The 15,228-nt window shown below is 72.3% G+C and carries 12 protein-coding genes; 4 read left to right on the top strand and 8 right to left on the bottom strand.

The annotated features are described in order from the left end of the window. Window positions 1-137: 137 nt before the first annotated feature. Window positions 138-1,061: a nucleoside hydrolase gene (locus tag ACF3NH_RS17065; protein ID WP_422924377.1), complete on the top strand. Its 924-nt coding sequence runs from the start codon at window positions 138-140 to the stop codon at window positions 1,059-1,061. Between the two features lie 13 nt (window positions 1,062-1,074). Here ACF3NH_RS17065 and ACF3NH_RS17060 read toward each other — a convergent pair whose 3' ends face one another. The 3 genes from ACF3NH_RS17060 to ACF3NH_RS17050 are packed head-to-tail and all read right to left on the bottom strand — an operon-like array spanning window position 1,075 to window position 5,386. Next, complete coding sequence (locus ACF3NH_RS17060; protein ID WP_422924375.1) at window positions 1,075-3,990, bottom strand: ATP-binding protein; 2,916 nt, start codon at window positions 3,988-3,990, stop codon at window positions 1,075-1,077. 1 nt (window position 3,991) lies between these two features. Then, window positions 3,992-5,077 (bottom strand): TRAP transporter substrate-binding protein, encoded by a 1,086-nt coding sequence (locus ACF3NH_RS17055; RefSeq protein WP_422924373.1) that lies wholly within the window; start codon window positions 5,075-5,077, stop codon window positions 3,992-3,994. A 36-nt stretch (window positions 5,078-5,113) separates the two neighbouring features. Next, entirely contained in the window at window positions 5,114-5,386 is a 273-nt protein-coding gene (locus ACF3NH_RS17050; protein ID WP_198364744.1) for a hypothetical protein, read from the bottom strand. Window positions 5,387-5,494: 108 nt separating this feature from the next. Here ACF3NH_RS17050 and ACF3NH_RS17045 point away from each other — a divergent pair, with 108 nt between their 5' ends. Beyond that, window positions 5,495-6,226 (top strand): glycerophosphodiester phosphodiesterase, encoded by a 732-nt coding sequence (locus ACF3NH_RS17045; RefSeq protein ID WP_198364745.1) that lies wholly within the window; start codon window positions 5,495-5,497, stop codon window positions 6,224-6,226. Between the two features lie 16 nt (window positions 6,227-6,242). Here the strand turns inward: ACF3NH_RS17045 and mepA are convergent, their stop codons facing one another. From mepA to ACF3NH_RS17020, 5 genes are all read right to left on the bottom strand, one after another. Next, window positions 6,243-7,109: a penicillin-insensitive murein endopeptidase gene (gene mepA, locus ACF3NH_RS17040; protein WP_198364746.1), complete on the bottom strand. Its 867-nt coding sequence runs from the start codon at window positions 7,107-7,109 to the stop codon at window positions 6,243-6,245. Window positions 7,110-7,119: 10 nt separating this feature from the next. Further along, window positions 7,120-7,407 carry a hypothetical protein gene (locus tag ACF3NH_RS17035; protein WP_198364747.1) on the bottom strand — a complete coding sequence of 96 codons (288 nt, stop codon included), beginning with the start codon at window positions 7,405-7,407 and terminating at the stop codon, window positions 7,120-7,122. A 136-nt stretch (window positions 7,408-7,543) separates the two neighbouring features. Continuing rightward, window positions 7,544-8,941 carry an HlyD family type I secretion periplasmic adaptor subunit gene (locus ACF3NH_RS17030; protein ID WP_198364748.1) on the bottom strand — a complete coding sequence of 466 codons (1,398 nt, stop codon included), beginning with the start codon at window positions 8,939-8,941 and terminating at the stop codon, window positions 7,544-7,546. Continuing rightward, complete coding sequence (locus tag ACF3NH_RS17025; protein WP_198364749.1) at window positions 8,938-10,716, bottom strand: type I secretion system permease/ATPase; 1,779 nt, start codon at window positions 10,714-10,716, stop codon at window positions 8,938-8,940. Before ACF3NH_RS17025 ends, ACF3NH_RS17030 begins: the two co-directional genes overlap by 4 nt. A 408-nt stretch (window positions 10,717-11,124) precedes the next feature. Continuing rightward, the gene (locus ACF3NH_RS17020; protein WP_422924370.1) at window positions 11,125-11,589 is read right to left on the bottom strand and encodes a GtrA family protein; all 465 of its coding nucleotides are present in this window, start codon (window positions 11,587-11,589) and stop codon (window positions 11,125-11,127) included. Window positions 11,590-11,724: 135 nt separating this feature from the next. On the opposite strand from ACF3NH_RS17020, the gene ACF3NH_RS17015 reads away from it, so the two are divergent. Together ACF3NH_RS17015 and ACF3NH_RS17010 are read left to right on the top strand one after the other, a co-directional pair. Continuing rightward, window positions 11,725-13,329, top strand: coding sequence for an ABC transporter substrate-binding protein (locus ACF3NH_RS17015; RefSeq protein WP_422924368.1), 1,605 nt, complete (start codon window positions 11,725-11,727; stop codon window positions 13,327-13,329). A gap of 293 nt (window positions 13,330-13,622) precedes the next feature. Continuing rightward, a complete protein-coding gene (locus ACF3NH_RS17010; RefSeq protein ID WP_422924366.1) occupies window positions 13,623-15,203 on the top strand; it encodes an ABC transporter substrate-binding protein in 1,581 nt (526 codons plus the stop codon). Window positions 15,204-15,228: the final 25 nt, after the last annotated feature.

The following is a 15,228-nucleotide window of genomic DNA, read 5'->3' as shown; positions in this document are numbered from 1 at the left end:
GCCGCCCGCCGCAACGAAGCCGGCCGTTCCGAAGCAGGACCATCCACGCCCATGCCCGAGGCTTCCCTCCCGCTGCTTCCCGCCACGACCGGCCGGCGCCCCGGCGCCATCGCGCCGACCTCGCCCGGGGGCCGGCGGTGAGCCGCGCGGTCCTCATCGACTGCGACCCAGGAACGGACGATGCCGTCGCGCTCTGGCTGGCCCTGGCCTCGCCGGAGCTGGACCTGCGGCTGGTCACGGTGGCGGGTGGCAATGTCGGGCTGGAGCGCACCCTGCCCAACGCGCGCGCAGTGCTTGGCCTCGGCGGCGCCCGCGCGCCGGTCGTCGCGGGGGCCGAGCGGCCGCTGACCGGCGCCTATCGCAGCGAGACGCGGGTGCACGGAACGGACGGGCTGGGTGGCGTGGTCCTGCCCGCGGGGCCGCCCGCCGCGCCCGGCCTGGCGGCGGACGCCATCCGGGATGCGCTGCGCGGCGCGGCGCCGGCCTCGGTGACGCTGGTCGGCCTCGGCCCGGCCACGAACCTGGCCCTGGCGCTGGCCACCGAGCCGCCGCTCCGCGCCGCCGTGGCGGAGATCGTGCTGATGACCGGCGCGGTGGGCGAGGGCAACTGGACGCCGGCGGCGGAATTCAACGCGGCGATGGACCCCGAGGCCCTGGCCGTGCTGCTGGGCTGTGGCTGCCCCGTCACCCTGGTGACGCTGGACCTGACCGCCCAGGCCCTGGTGACACCGGCGCGCGTCGCCGCCCTGCGCGCGGGGCCGGGTGGCCGGTGCCGCGCGGCCTGCGGCGACATCCTGGCGGCCCTGCCGCCCTCGAAGCGGCTGGCCGGACGCGGCGCGCCGCTGCATGACCCCTGCGCCATCGCCTGGCTGGTGGCGCCCGCGCTGTTCACGCACCGTCCCGCCGCCGCGGAGGTGGTGCTGGACGGGCCCGACCGCGGCCGCACCCGGATCGACCGCTGGCAGCGCTCGGACCGGCCGGTGAACATCCGGCTGCTGGAGACGATCGACGCCGAGGGCTTCTTCGCGCTGCTGGGGGAGAGGCTGGCGCGGCTGCCCTGAGCGGGCGCGGCCCTCAGTCCGAGGCGGCGCGGGCCTCCGTGGCCTGCCGGGTGATCCAGCCGCGCAGCAGGGGCAACGCCTCGGCCAGGGCCCGCCGGGCGGCATCGGCGGCTGCGGGCGAGGGCGTCCCGTGGCGGGCCTCGGCCTGCAGCGTCTCGAGGCATTGCGCCAGGGCCTGGGCGCCGATGGTGCGCGCGACGCCGAGGAGGCGGTGCGCCGCGAGGCGGCTCTCCTCCGCCTCCGGCCGCGCGCCCAGCCCGTCCAGCAACTCGGCGCCGCGTTCCAGCTCGTCCAGGAATTCCTGCAGCACCGCCGGCGCCGCGGCGCCCAGATCCGAGGCCAGCGCCTCGGCGGCCTCGAGATCGAGCACGGCGGCGGAGGGCGGCGCGGCCGCGGCCGGCGCGGCGGGCTCCAGCGCGGCCGCGCCCCGCAGCGCATACTGCCGCACCAGCCGCAGCAGCACGTCGCGATCGATGGGTTTCGGCAGGTGGCCGTCCATGCCGGCCGCGCGACAGGCCTCCACCTGCTCCGGCATGGCCGAGGCCGTCACCGCCACCACCGGAACGCGGCCGCGCGGCGGCGGCAGGGCGCGGATGCGGCGCGTCGCCTCCAGTCCGTCCATCACCGGCATCTGCAGGTCCATCAGCACCAGGTCGAAGGCGGTCTGCTGCACCGCCGCCACCGCGACCGAGCCGTCCTCGACGCAGGTGACGTGGTGGCCGGCGCTGGTCAGCATGGCCCGGGCCACCAGCCGGTTCGCCGGAACATCGTCCACCACCAGGATCTGCAAGGGATTGGGGGAGGGCGGGGGGGGTGCCGCGCGCATGTCCTGGCCGGTCAGGGCGATGGGCAGGGTGGAGGGCAAGGGCAGCTCGACCCAGAAGCGCGCGCCGTGCCCGGGCTCGCTGTCGCAGCCGATCGTGCCGCCCATCAGCTGCGCGAGCTGGGCCGCGATGGAAAGGCCGAGGCCGGTCCCGGTGCCCATCTCGGCGGTGCCGGCGCCCGGCGTCGCCAGTTGCACGAAGTCGCGGAACAGCAGATGCCGCTGCTCCTGCGGCACGCCCGGGCCGGTGTCCTCGACCTCGAGCCGGATGCCCTCGCCCTCGCAGGCGGCCCGCGCGCGCAGCGTCACCTGGCCGCCGGTCGGCGTGAACTTCACCGCGTTGGACAGCAGGTTCAGCACCAGCTGGCGCAGGCGGGTCGGATCCACCATGACGAAGTGCGGCGTCCCCGAGGCGACGTCCAGGATGAAGCGCAGCCCCTTGCGCTGGATCTCCGGCCCCAGCAGCGCCGCGCTGCGCTCCAGCAGCAGGGGCAGCTCGGCCGGCTCCGGGTGCAGCTCCAGCCGGCCGGCCGCGATCTTCGACAGGTCGAGCAGGCCGTTCACCAGCTCGAGCAGGTGGCGCGCCGCCTCGTGCAGGGTCCGCAGCTGCTCGCGCTGCTCCGGCACCAGCCGGGGATCGTTGAGCAGCACCTGCGCGAAGCCGAGGATGCCGTTCAGCGGCGTGCGCAGCTCGTGGCTCATCCGCGCCAGGAACTGCGTCTTGGCCTCGCCGGCCGCGGCCGCCTGGTCGCGCGCCACGGCGAGGTCCTCCATGGTGCGCTTCATGGCGGTGATGTCGGTGCGGATGCCGACGGTGCCACCGCCCGGCGTGGCCCGCTCGGTCACCAGCACCCAGCGCCCATCGGGCAGCAGGCGCTCCATGGGGGGGCTGTCGCCCCGGTGCCAGCGGCGCATGTCCTGCAGGAAGGCATCGAGGTCGTCGCCGGCCTGGGGATACTGCCCGCGGAGGAAGCCTTCCCGCATGATGTCGTCGAAATGCGCGCCCGGTTCGATGACCGAGGCGCTGACCCGGTAGAAATCCTTGTAGCGGGCGTTGCAGGCCACCAGCCGGTCGTTGGCGTCCCACATGACGAAGCCGTCGGTCATGCTGTCGAGCGCGTTCTCCAGCATGGCGCGCCAGCGATTGCGCTCGGCCTCCACCTTCTCCCGCTGCCGCATGGCCAGGATCAGCGCCGCCGCCAGGGCGCCCACCAGCGCCGCGAAGGCGATGGAGATAATGAGCGCGCGGAAGCGCTCCTTCTCCCATTCCGCCAGCGCGTCGCTCAGCTTCAGGCTGGCCGAGACGGTGAGGGACGAATAGAGCAGGGGGCGGACCGCGGCGATGACCGGGACGCCTTCGAAGCGGCTCGCGGTCTCCATCAGCACGCCGCTGCTGGCCTCCTGCAACCGCTCCAGCGAGGTCGGCGAGAGCAGGGTGCCGATGCGCGGCTCGTCATGCGGCAGGCTCGCCATCAGCGTGCCGTCATCCCGCTCCAGGGTCAGGCGGAGATTGCTGCCGTCGCCGCCGCTGGCGGCCAGCAGGTTGATCATCACCGGCACCGGCAGCTCCGCCACGGCGAGCAGGGAGCCGAGGTCCGGCAGGCGGATGCGGCGCGCCATGAACAGCGACCACTCGCTGGTCGCCGGGTTGCGGATCGGCCCGGCGATCAGCACGCCGCCGGCCCGCCCGCCCCCCTCGAAGAAGGCGGTGTCGATGGAGAAGGGCAGCGGGCGGCGGCGCGAGACGGGCAGGCCGGTGGCCACCGGCATGCCGTCGGCGCCGATCAGCAGCACGTCGCGGAAGGTGAAGTTCTGGTTGTTCAGCTCGCGCAGGACGCGGTTGGCCAGATTGGCGTCGAGCCGCCCGCCGCTGGCCAGCGGCGTCAGGATCGACGGTAGGCCGGTCAGCATGGCGTCCACCTGCACCAGGCTGCGGTTCACCGAGGCCTCCACCGAGCGCGCCACCCGCAGCACCGTGTCGGCGGAGGCGGACATCGCCGCCTCGCGCGTGCGGCCGACCAGGAGGGAAGTGGTGAACCATTGTCCCAGCAGCAGTGCCACGGCGGCCAGCAGGATGGCGAGGCGGATGCGCCGGAACTGCTGCATCTCAGTCCTCGCGGACCATGATGCCGTTCGCCGGTCCCAGATACCTGTTCCAGGCGGCCGCGCAGTCGCTGCCGCAGCGATCGACCCAGCGCGGCAGCACGGTGTTCACCAGCAACTGGCGCCGCCGCTCATTGTCCGCCGGCGTCACCGGAACCACCGTCATGCTGCCCTTGCGGCCCGTGCTGCAACCCGGCAGGCCGGCGCTGCAGGCCAGGCCCTCGCCGGTCTCCTTCGCCGCGCCGTCCCAGATCGCCGTCTCGAGTTCCCCGAGGCCCTGGCGCAGGCTGTCGCGCACCGACTGGGGCAGCGCCTTCCAGGCTTCCGCATTGGCGCCGAAGATGGAGACGCCCCAGGTCAGCGCCATGCTGTGCACATGCGTGGTCACATCCTGCAGGCCGATGGTGTTGCCCGAGAGCGTGCCGGTCACGGCGCATTCCACCACGCCGGCCTTCATGGCGGTGACGATGTCGGCGAAGGGAATGACGACGGAGGTGGCGCCGAGCGCCTCGAAGACCTCGGCCTGACCGACCGAGGAGGTGCGGACGCGGCGGCCGGCGAGATCGGCCAGGCCGGAGAAGGCGCGGCTGCACCATGTCACCTGCGCCGGATAGGTGTAGATGGAGAGCAGCTCGATGCCGTAGCGCTCGGCCAGCAGCTCCCGCAGATGCGGACGGTAGAGGCGGATGGTCTCGCGGAGCTTCTCGATATCCGGGTTGAGCGCCGGCAGATCGACGGCGTTGAACTCCGGCTCCTCGCTGGAGACAATGGCGACCAGCGCCGTGCCGAAGCTCACCACGCCGAGGCGCATCAGCGGCAGCATCTCCTCGGCGCGAAAGCCGGCGCGGTCGAAGGGCGCGATCTCCGCGGCGACGCGGCCGCCGGTCAGCTCCGGCACGCGCTTCTGCCAGAAGGGCTGCTCGTAGCGGGTGTATTGCGAGACGCCGGCCAGGCCACCCACGATCTTGAGCTGGATGGGTTCGGTCTGCTGCGCCGCCGAGGGGCCGCCTCCCAGGCCGAGCAACGCCGCCAGGGCAAGGCCAGCGCGCCACCATGCCCCTCGCTCCGCCTTGCGGATCAGCCTTTTCATGCCGCTTTCCTTCCCGCCCGTGCCGGGCGCACAGTCTCAGGGCAGCCGGGCGCGGATCCATTCCTCGGCCTCGGGCGAGAGGCCGCTCCAGCTCGGCGCGGCCACCGGAACGACAAGCAGCGTGCCCTGAAGGTCGGCGCGCCGCATGGCGCCCAACAGGTGCTCGTTCAGGTAGCGGGGCGAGACGGCGGTCTCCACCAGCAGGGAGCCGGGCAGCGTCAGATGAGACTCCGCCAGCTGCCAGACCGCATCCTCCAGCGCCAGGGCTCCGTCGGCCGCCTGGTCATGGGCAACCAGTAGAAGGGGCATGTTAGGACCTCGCGCAGAAGTTTATTCGACTTTAAATGGCCTCCGGCGATTCCGCCAGCATCCAGACCCGGCGAGCCTCGCCCAAACATGCCCGAATCGGAACGAACGATGCAAGGAACCGAGATCGCCAGCCATCGCGGGGGCGCCTTCCTGTGGCCCGAGAACAGCCTGGAAGCCTTCCGCAACACGCTCCTGCTTCCGGTGGACCTGGCCGAGTGCGACGTGCAGCTGAGCGCCGATGGCGTGCCGATGGTGTTCCACGACGCGACGCTGGATCGCATGAGCGAGGCCAGCGGCCCGGTCGCGGGGCAGCCGGCGGCCCGGCTGGAACGCATCCGGTTGCGCGGCGCGGGCGGTGGCTGCATCCCGAGCCTGGCGGCGGTGGCGGCGTTGTTCCGTGGCCGTGACACGCGGTTGCAGGTGGAGCTGAAGACCCCGGCGCGGGGGCAGCAGGCGCCCCTGCTGGAGGGCTCCCTGGCGGTGCTGGAGGCAGCGGGCATCCGCGGCCAGTGCCAGATCATCGCCTTCGACGCCGAGCTGGCGGCGGCGGCGGAGGGCGCCGGCGGCCTGGCCGGCGTGGCCTGGCTGTTCGGCCGCGGCCTGCTGCGGCAGATCGGCGCCGGCGGTGTCATCGCCGTCGCCCGCACCCATGGCCTCGGGATGGTGGAGACCGAGATCGAGGCGCTGGATGCCGAGCTGGTCGGCCGCCTGCGCGGTGCCGGGCTGCGGCTGGGCGCCTGGGGCGCCAATCACGCCGAGAGCATCCAGAAGGCCCTGGGCCTGGGCCTCGACCTGATGGCCACGGACGATCCGGTGCTGGCCCTGCGCCTGCGGGGGTGAGGCTGCGCGCCGTGGCTCAGGGCGCCGCCAGGACCGCGGCACAGGCAGCGGGCAGCGATGGGACCGCCGGTGGCGGGGCGGCGGGCGGCGCCGGCGGCTGCCGTGCCTCGGACGTGAACCACCAGGCCAGGCTGGCGTCGCAGCCATCTCCGGGCGGCGGCGGCGCCTGATCCCGGCAGCCGGGCTGATCCGCCGGGCAGCGCAGGCGGATATGGATATGGGAATCGTGCCCGCGCCAGGGGCGGATACGCCGCAGCCAGCCGGCGCCGGGATGGGCCTGGCAGAGCGCCTGCTTGATCGCCGGGTGGACAAAGATCCGGTCCACCCCCGGCTGTCCGGCCGCGAGCCTGAGCAACAGCGCATGCGCGCCGGTGAAGCGGGCCGGATCGACCGCGAGGCCGTCCGGCCGCACGACCGAAGGCACCTCGATCGCCTCCCGGGCCTGGCGGGAGAGGGGCGGGCGCGGGCGCAGATCGAGCCAGACATCGGCATCGAGGCCGATCTGATGGCTGGCATGGCCCCAGGGCATCGGGCCGCCGCGCGGCTGGCCGAGATCGCCGATCAGCAGGTCCGGCAGGCCGGCGGCCCGGGCCTGGCCGGCGAGGCCGCGCAGGGCCGCGATCAGATCGGGATGTCCCCAGATCCGGTTGCGGGACAGCCGCACCGCCTGCCAGCCCGAGCCCTCCGGCGGCAGGGCCTCGGCGCCCGCGAGGCAGCCCAGGCCGTGCGCTCCATGGACCGCCACCGGGCCGGAGGCCGGGCCGGGCACCGTGGCCCAGCCGGCGGTTTGGCCCTCTTTGGCCCGGCCCTCTTTGACCTGGGCCGGCACGGCGAGCAGCGAGACGGCGCAGGCCAGGATGCAGGCGAGCGCGCGCCCGCCCATCGCCGAGGCGTCAGCCGGAGAAGCGGAAGGAGCCCGGAACCTGCTGGGGTGCCTCGGCCGGCGCATCGGCGGAGGATTGCTGCGCCTGCTGGGCCTGCTTCACCCGGCTGTCGATCTGCTTCAGCAGGGCCAGGACACCGTTGGCGAAGGCCGGCAGCTGCACCACCGGGATCGCCAGCTGGCCGCAGGGCACCGGCTTCCCGTCCTGGCCGGTCTGCGCCAGGGTCAGGCGGGCGACGCCGTGATGCACGCTGGCCTCCATGATGCCGTCGGCGAAGAGGGCGGAGGTGTCGGTCATGGGCGTCTCCTGGTCTGCGGGCGGGGCCGCCCGACACCGCGGCTCTCGCGCGGGCGCCGGGCGGACATGGGTCGCTCTAGCGGAAAGCGGTGGCCGGGGCCAGCCGGGCGGTGCCGCCGCCCGGCCGGCGCCGGGGCTACTGCTCGCGGAAGGCGCGGTGGAAGCTGTCGAAGACCGGCTGCAGCATGTAGTGGAAGAAGCTGCGGCTGCCGGTCTGGATCTGCGCCTCGACCGGCATGCCGGCCTTCAGCTCGACATTCTCCAGCTTGGTGAGCTGGTCGGCATCGATCAGAACCTGCACACGGTAATGGCTGGCGCGGGTCCGCTCATCCATCGTCACGTCGCCGGCGACATAGGTGACGTGGCCGTGCAGATAGGGCACCAGCCGCTGCTTGAAGGCGGGCAGGCGGACCTCCGCCTGAAGGCCGGGATAGACCACGTCGATATCGCTCGGCGAGAGCTGCACCTCGGCCACCAGCCGGTCATGCGCCGGCACCAGCTCCATCACCGGCTCGCCGGGGCGGACCACGGCGCCCAGGTTGAAGAACTTGCTGCCGAGGATGGTGCCGTCCTCCGGCGCCACGATCTCGCGCCGGGTGGCGACATCGCGGGCGGCGCGCAGCTTGTCCTCGGCCTCGTTGAGGCGCGTGCGCACCTCGCGCGCCTCGGTCGAGACCTCGGCCAGGCGCTGGTCGCGGGTCTGCCGCATCTGGTTGCGCGCCTCCTCGGCGGAGGCCGCGGCGCGCTCCACCTGGCCGCGCAGATCGACCATGTTGCCCTCGAGGGAGGCGACATTGCGCTGCAGCGCGAGCAGGCGCGGCATGCGCTCCAGCCCCTGCCGGACCAGGGTCTGCACATCCTCCTCCTCGCGCCGGATCAGCGCGAGCTGGCGCTGCTGGCTGGCGATCTGGCCATGGGCGGAGCTGGCGGTCGCCTCGTGCTGGGCGATGCGGGCCTCCAGCACCTGGAGCTGGCTGTTCAGGCTGGTCTGCCGGGCGGCGAACAGCGTCCGCTGGCCGGTCATCACCTCCAGCGCGCGCGGGTCGGTGCTGTCCCGCAGGTCGGCGGGGAAGGCGATCTCGCTGGCGCCGCGCGCCTCGGCGGCGAGGCGGGCCTCCTGCGCCAGCAGCGCCCAGCGCTGCGCCCGCAGCGTCTCCAGCGTGGCGCCGGCCTGCACGTCGTCGAGGCGCATCAGCACCTGGCCGGCCTTCACGCTGTCGCCGTCGCGCGCCAGGATCTCGCGGACGATGCCGCCCTCGAGATGCTGGATGGTGCGGCGATTGCCCTCGCTGCGGATCTGGCCCGGGGCGATCGCCGCCTCGGCCAAAGGCGCCAGGGTGGACCAGGCGGTGAAGCCGCCGACGAAGACCAGCGTCACCACCAGGCCGAAGAGCAGCGTGCCGCGCGTGCGGGGGCGGGGCGCGTCGAGCAGCGGGTCCGGCCGCAGCGGCGGCAGGTTGCCCGGGCGCGGCGCGAGGGCGCCGGGGCCGCCCCCGGCGGGGGGACCGGCGGGGGGAAGGGTCGTGACACTCATGCGGCGCCTCCGGGGGCCAGGCGGGGGGGAGCGGCGGCGGCGGTGACCTCGGCCGGGGCGGCGGGCGGCGCGGCGCGGGGCGTCATGATCCGCTTCAGCACCTCGGCGCGCGGGCCGAAGAGCTCGATGGCGCCGTCCTTCAACAGCATCACCTTGTCCACGCCCTGCACCAGCGCCGGCCGGTGCGAGACCAGGATCACGGTGGTGCCCTGGGCCTTCAGGGCATTGATGGCGCGCTGCAGGGCCGCCTCGGAATCGCCGTCCAGGTTGGAGTTGGGCTCGTCCAGCACCACCAGCTTGGGCCGACCGAAGAGGGCCCGCGCCAGGCCGATCATCTGCCGCTGGCCGCCGGAGAGATGCTGCCCTCCCTCGCCGATCTCGGTGTCGTAGCCCTGTGGCAGGCGCAGGATCATCTCGTGGCAGCCGGCGAGCTGGGCGGCGGCGAAGACCGCCTCCGGCTCGGCCTCGGCCATGCGGGCGATGTTCTGGAAGACCGTGCCGTCGAACAGCTCGACATCCTGCGGCAGGTAGCCGACATGGCGCCCGAAATCCTCGCGCTTCCAGGTGTAGACATCGGCCCCGTCCATGCGGACCGTGCCGGAATTGGGCGCCAGCGTGCCGATCAGCAGGCGGATCAGCGTCGTCTTGCCGGCGGCGGAGGGGCCGATGATGGCCAGGCTCTCACCGGCATCGAGACCGAAGGAGACACCCTTGATGATGGCCGCGTTCTGCCCGGGCAGGCCATAGGCGACGCGCTCGGCCTGGATGCGGCCGGAGGGTTCCGGCAGCGCCAGGCCCGGCGGACGGATGCGCGGCAGGGAGAGGAAGGCGGTGACCCGCTTCAGGGCCTGGCGCGCCTGCACCAGCCCCTTCCAGCCGCCGATCAGCTGCTCCACCGGGGCCAGGGCGCGGCCCATGATGATCGAGCCGGCGATCGAGGCGCCGGCGGTGAGCTGCTGCTGCAGCACCAGATAGGCGCCGACGCCGAGGATGGCGAGCTGCACCGCGAGGCGCAGGAACTTGGTCGTGGAGAGCAGCAGGGCGGCGCGGTCGGCCGCCTTCTCCTGCGGCCCCACCGTCTCGGCCACGCCCTGGCGCCAGCGGTGCATGACGGCGGGCGCCATGCCCATGCTGTCGATCACCTCGGCATTGCGGGCGATGGCGTCGGCGCGGCGCTGGCTGGCCATCATCGACGTGTTCGCCTGCTTCAGCAGGGAGGAGGTGGAATACTCGTTGAACAGGGTGAGCAGGAAGAGCAGCACCGCGCCGCCCAGGGCGATGAAGCCCATCACCGGATGCAGCAGGAAGATGGCGCCGAGATAGATCGGCACCCAGGGCACGTCATAGACCGCCAGCGCGCCGGGCGAGGCCAGCCAGGAACGGCAGAAGCCGAGATCGCGCAGCGCCTCCATGCGGTAGGGGCGGCCACGCAGCTGCGCCTCCAGCGCCCGCTCGAAGCCCTCCGGCGCCACGCGGCTCTCGATCCAGGTCGCGGCGCGCTGCATCACCCGGCTCCGCACCGCCTCCAGCACCGCCAGCAGCAGAAGGGCGGCGACGGCGATGGCGGTGAGGAAGTAGAGCGTGTCCAGGCTGCGGGTGGCCAGCACCCGGTCGAAGACCTGCATCATGTAGATCGACACGGTCAGCTGCAGCAGATTGACCACGCCGCTGAACAGACCGACCGCCAGGAACTCCTTCCGGCAGGTCTCGATCGCGCGGGTCAGGGGCGTATCGCCCGGCTTCTCTGCACCTGGAAGGCGTGGAGCTCGGAACATCAATACAACCTCTCCGTGCAGTCTCGGCCAGTCAACGCCGCCAACTCCCACCAGGATGCAAACGCCGTTTCGATTCCGGATAGTCTCGTCGGCATGTGCCGCTTGCTCCTTGGCATCGTCCCCGGCACCGCCCTTGGGCGACGGGCCGGCGCTGGAAGGCTTCAGTCATCGGGTAAAAGGGCGTGCCTGGCGCGGCCTTTCCCAGTCACGGTGCTTCTAGCACAGCGGATCAAGGCATTGCACGATGAGTTGTATGACTGCTTGTGCATGTCTTCTCCAGGTGGCACGTGGCTCCGGCGTGGCTCTGAAAGCCCTCTGGTTCGCTCCGGCCGGGAGAGAAGGATGGGACAGGCGGCGGACAAGAAACGCTCGGCCGTGCGGAAAAAGAGATACGTCCCGCCGGCCCCTTCATCGGAAGACGAGCTGGCGGCTGAGCAGGAAGTTGCCGGCCATCCCGGCCAGGGCGCCCGCGGCCACGCCCAGCACGGGGTGCGCGGCGGCCGGCGGCCATTGCCCGATCAGCAGCGCGTAGGTGCCGTAGTTCAGGGCGAAGCCCACCAGATTGACCAGCAGGAAGAGCAGCCATTGCCGCCCCGGCCGGTCCCGGGAGGCCCCGCGGAAGGTCCAGATCCGGTTCAGCGCCCAGTTGCCGCTGGCCGCGGCCAGGTAGGAGAGCAGACGGCCGCCATAGAGTCCGGCGCCCAGCCAGAGGGCGGCATAGAGCACCGCGGTGTCGACCAGCACGCCCAGGCCGCCGACCAGGCCGAAGCGCAGTATCTGGCCGGGCAGGGCACCCGGGCCGCGGGACGCGGAGGCTCGGGTTGCGCCAGGGGACGCATCGGGGGGCGCATCGGGCGGCATAAAGCGGGGCATTAGGCCGCGCCCGCCCCGGCTGCCAAGGGGGGGTGGGGGAGGGGCGGGGCGCGATGGCCTCTTGCGCCGGGAGGTGCACTCGGCTTCCCTCCCCCTCCTGAGAGCAGGCCGACCGCTGCGGGAGATCGACCGAACATGTTCCGACGCCAGATGCTGGGTGGTGCCGCCGGCATCGCCGCCATGGGGGCCGCCACGGCCCTGCCGCGCTTCGCGGTCGCCCAGGGCAGCGCCGCCCGGGTGCTGAAGTTCATCCCCCAGGCCGATCTGGCGGTGGCCGACCCGATCGTGACCACCGCCTATGTCAGCCGCAACCACGGCTACATGGTCTGGGACACGCTCTACGGCTTCGACCAGGACTACAGGCCGCAGCCGCAGATGGTGCAGGGGCATGTGGTCGAGGATGAGGGCCGCCGCGTCACCATGACGCTGCGCGAGGGGCTGAAGTTCCATGACGGCGCGCCGGTGCGGGCGCGCGACTGCGTCGCCTCCATCCAGCGCTGGGCGAAGCGCGACGCGCTGGGCCAGGTCATGATGACGGTGGTGGACGAGCTTTCCGCGCCGGATGACAGGACCATCCTGTGGCGGCTCAAGCGGGCCTTCCCGCTGATGTTCGAGGCGCTGGGCAAGCCGGCCACCCCGGTCTGCTTCATCATGCCCGAGCGGCTGGCGCAGACCGATCCCGCCGTGCCGGTGAAGGAGATGATCGGCAGCGGGCCGTTCCGCTACAAGGCCGATGAGCGCGTGCCGGGCGCCCGCATCGTCTATGAACGCTTCGCCGACTACGTGCCGCGCCCCGAGGGCACGCCGACCTGGACGGCCGGCCCGAAGCGCGTGCATTTCGACCGCGTCGAGTGGAACGTCATGCCGGATGCCGCCACGGCAGCCAATGCCATGCAGAACGGCGAGGCCGACTGGTGGGAGCAGCCGCCGGGCGACCTGCAGGAGCTGCTGCGGCGCAACCGCAACCTGACCATGGAGATCCAGGACCCGACCGGGCTGATGGGCATGGCGCGGTTCAACCATCTGCACCCGCCCTTCGACAATCCGGCGATCCGCCGCGCGTTGCTCGGCGCCGTCAGCCAGGCGGACTACATGACGGCCGTCATCGGCACCGACAGGAGCCTCTGGCGGGAGGGCGTGGGCATCTTCACGCCCGAGACGCCGCTGGCCAACGATGCCGGGATGGAGGCGCTGACCAGCCCGCGCGACTATGACAAGGTCAAGCGCGACCTCGCCGCCGCCGGCTACAAGGGCGAGAAGGTGGTGCTGATCGCCGCCACCGATTTCCCCTCGCTTCACGCCCTGGCCATGGTCGGGCACGACATGCTGCAGAAATGCGGCATGAACGTCGATTTCGTCTCGACCGACTGGGGCACCGTGGTGCAGCGGCGCGCCAGCAAGGAGGCCCCCGAGAAGGGCGGCTGGAGCATGTTCTTCACCTTCTGGGCGGGTGTCGACATGGCCAATCCGGGCGTGCAGCAGGCGCTGCGCGGCCACGGCCAGGCGGCCTGGTTCGGCTGGCCCACCGCGCCGCGCCTGGAGGAGCTTCGCAACGCCTGGTTCGAGGCACCCGACCTTGCCGCGCAGCAGGCGATCGCGCGCGACATTCAGTTGCAGGCCCTGCAGCAGGACGTGCCCTACCTGCCCTGCGGCCAGTACTTCCAGGCCTGGGCCTATCGCCGCAACCTGAGCGGCGTGCTGAAGGGGCTGCCCATGTTCTGGAACGTGCAGCGCGGCTGATCCACGACTTGATCCACGACTGATCCACGACTTGATCCCCTGGGAGGGGCCCGGCACCCGCCGGGCCGCTCTTTTTTGCCGCTCCTCACTTGCCCCTGAGGCGCGGGACTGATCCAATCCCCGAAGGAGCGCATGACGGGCCAAGACCAGGCGCCAAGCCTGGCAGCCCATCTTCGGGAGACCATCCAGATGAACCGACACAGCCTTGGTGCTGCTCGTGCGGCGTGCCCGCACATGCCCATCCTCCTTGAACGCCCGCCCGCGACGATCCGCCGTTGAGCGCCGGAGGAACCATGCTCCGCCGCGATCTCCTGGGCGCCGGCCTCGGCCTCTCCGCCGCCGCCCTCGCCCGTCCGACCCTGGCGCAGGGCGCGGCCAAGGTGCTGCGGGTGATCCCGCAGGCCAATCTCACCAGCCTCGATCCGTTCTGGACCACGGCGGTGGTGACGCTGAACCACGGCTATCTGGTCTATGACACGCTGACGGCGGTGAATTCCCGGACCGAGCCACAACCGCAGATGGCGGAAGGCTGGCTGGTGGAGGATGACGGCCGGCGCTGGACCTTCACCTTGCGCGAAGGCCTGTTCTTCCACGACGGCGAGCCGGTGCGGGCCCGCGACTGCACCGCCTCCATCACCCGCTGGGCCAGGCGCGACCCCTTCGGTCAGGTGCTGTGGCGTGCCGTCGACGCGCTGGAGCCGCTCGACGACCGGCGGCTCGTCTTCCGGCTGAAGGAGCCGTTCCCCTTCCTGGCCCTGGCGCTCGGCAAGAGCCCGTCCCCCGCCTTCATCATGCCCGAGCGGCTGGCGCAGGTGGACGCTTTCACCCAGATCCGCGAGGCCGTCGGCTCCGGCCCCTTCCGCTTCCTGCCGGAGGAATGGAACCCCGGGCAGAGGTCGGTCTGGACACGCTTCGACCGCTATGCCCCGCGCCAGGATGCCCCGGACGGGCTGGCCGGCGCCAAGGTGCCGAAGCTGGACCGCGTCGAATGGACGGTGATCAGCGATCCCGCGACCGCCGCCGGCGCCATGCAGACCGGCGAGCAGGACTACTGGGAGTATCCGCTGCACGACCTGCTGCCTGTGATGCGCGCCAATCGTGACCTCGTCGTCGAGCAGAGGCTGACGGAGGGAACCTACGGCTGCATGCGGCTCAATCACCTGCATCCGCCCTTCGACAAGGTGGAGATCCGGCGCGCCGTCGCCATGGCGGTGGACCAGCGCGACTATCTGCGCGCCGTCGCCGGAGAGGCGCCGGAGGGCTGGGGCGTCTGCCCGGGCGTGTTCACCTGCGGCTCGCCGCTGGAAAGCGAGGCCGGCAGCGAGATCCTGAAGACGCACGATGTGGAGAAGGCGCGCGCCGCGCTGAAGGCGGCGGGCTATGCCGGCGAGAAGGTGGTGCTGGTAGCGCCTGGCGATTATCCGCAGATCAACGCGCTGTCCCTGGTCACCGCCGACCTGCTGCGGCGCCTCGGCATGAATGTGGAACTGGTCTCGGTCGACTGGGGCACGCTCGGCCAGCGCCGCGCCTCGCGCGAGCCGGTGGAGCGGGGCGGCTGGAACGTGTTCCACACCACCTCCTCCGGCAACTCCTTGAACATGCCGCCGATCCACCTGATGCTGCGGGCCAATGGCAAGGATGCATGGTTCGGCTGGCCGGACGACCCGGAGATCGAGCGGCTGCGCGCGGCGTGGCTGCGCGCGCCCGATCCGGCCGAGGCCAGGCGCATCGGGGACGCGCTGAATGCCCAGGCCATGCTCAGCATTCCTTATGTCCCGCTCGGCTTCTACTGGCAGCCTTCGGTCTGGCGGCGCAACGTGCGCGGCGTCAGCCGTTCCCCCTCCACGGTTTTCTGGAACATCGAGAAATCCTAGCGGGGCGGCGGCGGGGGTGGCACGG

This window comes from Pseudoroseomonas sp. WGS1072 (genome assembly GCF_049340465.1).
Taxonomy (GTDB): Bacteria; Pseudomonadota; Alphaproteobacteria; order Acetobacterales; family Acetobacteraceae; genus Pseudoroseomonas.
This window is presented reverse-complemented; position numbering and strand designations above follow the sequence as displayed.

Excerpts from the sequence above, each read along its gene's own strand:
- ACF3NH_RS17060 (WP_422924375.1), bottom strand. The coding sequence starts at position 3,990 with ATGCAGCAGTTCCGGCGCATCCGCCTCGCCATCCTGCTGGCCGCCGTG.
- ACF3NH_RS17055 (WP_422924373.1), bottom strand. The coding sequence starts at position 5,077 with ATGAAAAGGCTGATCCGCAAGGCGGAGCGAGGGGCATGGTGGCGCGCT.
- ACF3NH_RS17050 (WP_198364744.1), bottom strand. The coding sequence starts at position 5,386 with ATGCCCCTTCTACTGGTTGCCCATGACCAGGCGGCCGACGGAGCCCTG.
- ACF3NH_RS17045 (WP_198364745.1), top strand. The coding sequence starts at position 5,495 with ATGCAAGGAACCGAGATCGCCAGCCATCGCGGGGGCGCCTTCCTGTGG.
- mepA (WP_198364746.1), bottom strand. The coding sequence starts at position 7,109 with ATGGGCGGGCGCGCGCTCGCCTGCATCCTGGCCTGCGCCGTCTCGCTG.
- ACF3NH_RS17035 (WP_198364747.1), bottom strand. The coding sequence starts at position 7,407 with ATGACCGACACCTCCGCCCTCTTCGCCGACGGCATCATGGAGGCCAGC.
- ACF3NH_RS17030 (WP_198364748.1), bottom strand. The coding sequence starts at position 8,941 with ATGAGTGTCACGACCCTTCCCCCCGCCGGTCCCCCCGCCGGGGGCGGC.
- ACF3NH_RS17025 (WP_198364749.1), bottom strand. The coding sequence starts at position 10,716 with ATGTTCCGAGCTCCACGCCTTCCAGGTGCAGAGAAGCCGGGCGATACG.
- ACF3NH_RS17020 (WP_422924370.1), bottom strand. The coding sequence starts at position 11,589 with ATGCCCCGCTTTATGCCGCCCGATGCGCCCCCCGATGCGTCCCCTGGC.
- ACF3NH_RS17015 (WP_422924368.1), top strand. The coding sequence starts at position 11,725 with ATGTTCCGACGCCAGATGCTGGGTGGTGCCGCCGGCATCGCCGCCATG.
- ACF3NH_RS17010 (WP_422924366.1), top strand. The coding sequence starts at position 13,623 with ATGCTCCGCCGCGATCTCCTGGGCGCCGGCCTCGGCCTCTCCGCCGCC.